The 1069-nt window shown below is 35.1% G+C and carries 2 protein-coding genes and 1 tRNA gene; all 3 read right to left on the bottom strand.

Annotation, left to right across the window (positions count from 1 at the left end):
* Window positions 1-56: 56 nt before the first annotated feature.
* The 3 genes from AACL61_RS05980 to AACL61_RS05970 all read right to left on the bottom strand — a co-directional run bounded on the left by AACL61_RS05980 (window position 57) and on the right by AACL61_RS05970 (window position 999).
* A tRNA-Glu gene (locus AACL61_RS05980) sits at window positions 57-129 on the bottom strand.
* Window positions 130-191: 62 nt separating this feature from the next.
* A complete protein-coding gene (locus AACL61_RS05975; RefSeq protein WP_231125398.1) occupies window positions 192-608 on the bottom strand; it encodes a cation:proton antiporter domain-containing protein in 417 nt (138 codons plus the stop codon).
* A 61-nt stretch (window positions 609-669) separates the two neighbouring features.
* A complete protein-coding gene (locus AACL61_RS05970; RefSeq protein ID WP_078009130.1) occupies window positions 670-999 on the bottom strand; it encodes a hypothetical protein in 330 nt (109 codons plus the stop codon).
* Window positions 1000-1069 lie beyond the last annotated feature (70 nt).

The raw sequence follows: 1069 nt of genomic DNA, 5'->3' as shown, positions 1-1069 counted from the left end.
ATGCCGGGCGCACATAAAAAAGTCTGTTACCAAATGAGTAACAGACTCAATCATATTCACCCGCACGGGGATCGAACCCGTAACTCCGCCTTGAGAGGGCGACGTCTTAACCAATTTGACCAGCGGGCAATAACGTACAAATAAAAGTATACGTTAATTTTAATTTTTCGTCAACTTAAAATCAAATTAATTTAATATTCATTTTCAGTGTCAAGTAAAATTGATTCAGTTGCAGTAGCATCGGTCGGAGTACTTAAGGCACCCATCAGAAATGCCAGTGCCAGTGGAATTTCTAAAAGCGATACAGTAAAACCTGCAAATATTGTTCCTACAATCACTAAGAGGACAGCCGTTTCGAGGATTTGTCGCAACCTTTTTCCAATTAAATTTATTCTCGTTGATTGCCCCTCAAAATAAATCAATGGAGCTACTATATACATGAATACTTCTGTGTGGAAAGGGGCAACACGACTATTAAAAAAGGGAACTAAGCCAATAATTAAGCCGACGAAAATACTAATATAATTAATCGAAAAGTGCGGAAAAAAGCTGGAAATAATACTACTTAAAACTGCCGCTACCATTAAAATAATCGTTGAAACAAGCACTACAAAACTCTCCCTTTATAACAAATAAGCTGTGACACCTTTTGTCGCAGCTTACATTGCGTTATTCAAATGATAATTCTAATAAATATACTTTCTCTTCTGGAATATGACAGGTGGTTGCCCAAACATCATGGTAATTTTTCTTCGTTCCATTGGTCATTGAAAAATAACTATCAAGAAGGTCGCCATTCTTTGCCACAAAATCATTTGACAAACGATTAACCATGAAACGATCAACAGGAAAATAAAATGAAGCATCAGCTATCTTTAACGAATCATCAAAAAGAATCATAACCGTATTAGTATAACGTGGTCTAATGCTTTTAATTAACTCTGGATGATGCTTTAGTTTTGTTAAAACATAATAAATTGAATCAGAATTACTAGCCATATTCGTCCCCTCACTTGACTGTAATTATAACAAATAACTTTTTTATCAACAAAAAGAGGCTGGGAAAAAA

It is taken from the genome of Limosilactobacillus reuteri subsp. porcinus (assembly GCF_036621895.1).
GTDB lineage: Bacteria > Bacillota > Bacilli > Lactobacillales > Lactobacillaceae > Limosilactobacillus > Limosilactobacillus reuteri_J.
This window is presented reverse-complemented; position numbering and strand designations above follow the sequence as displayed.

Bases quoted from the DNA above. Each gene is read 5' to 3' on its own strand.
- AACL61_RS05970 (WP_078009130.1), bottom strand. From the start codon at position 999: ATGGCTAGTAATTCTGATTCAATTTATTATGTTTTAACAAAACTAAAG.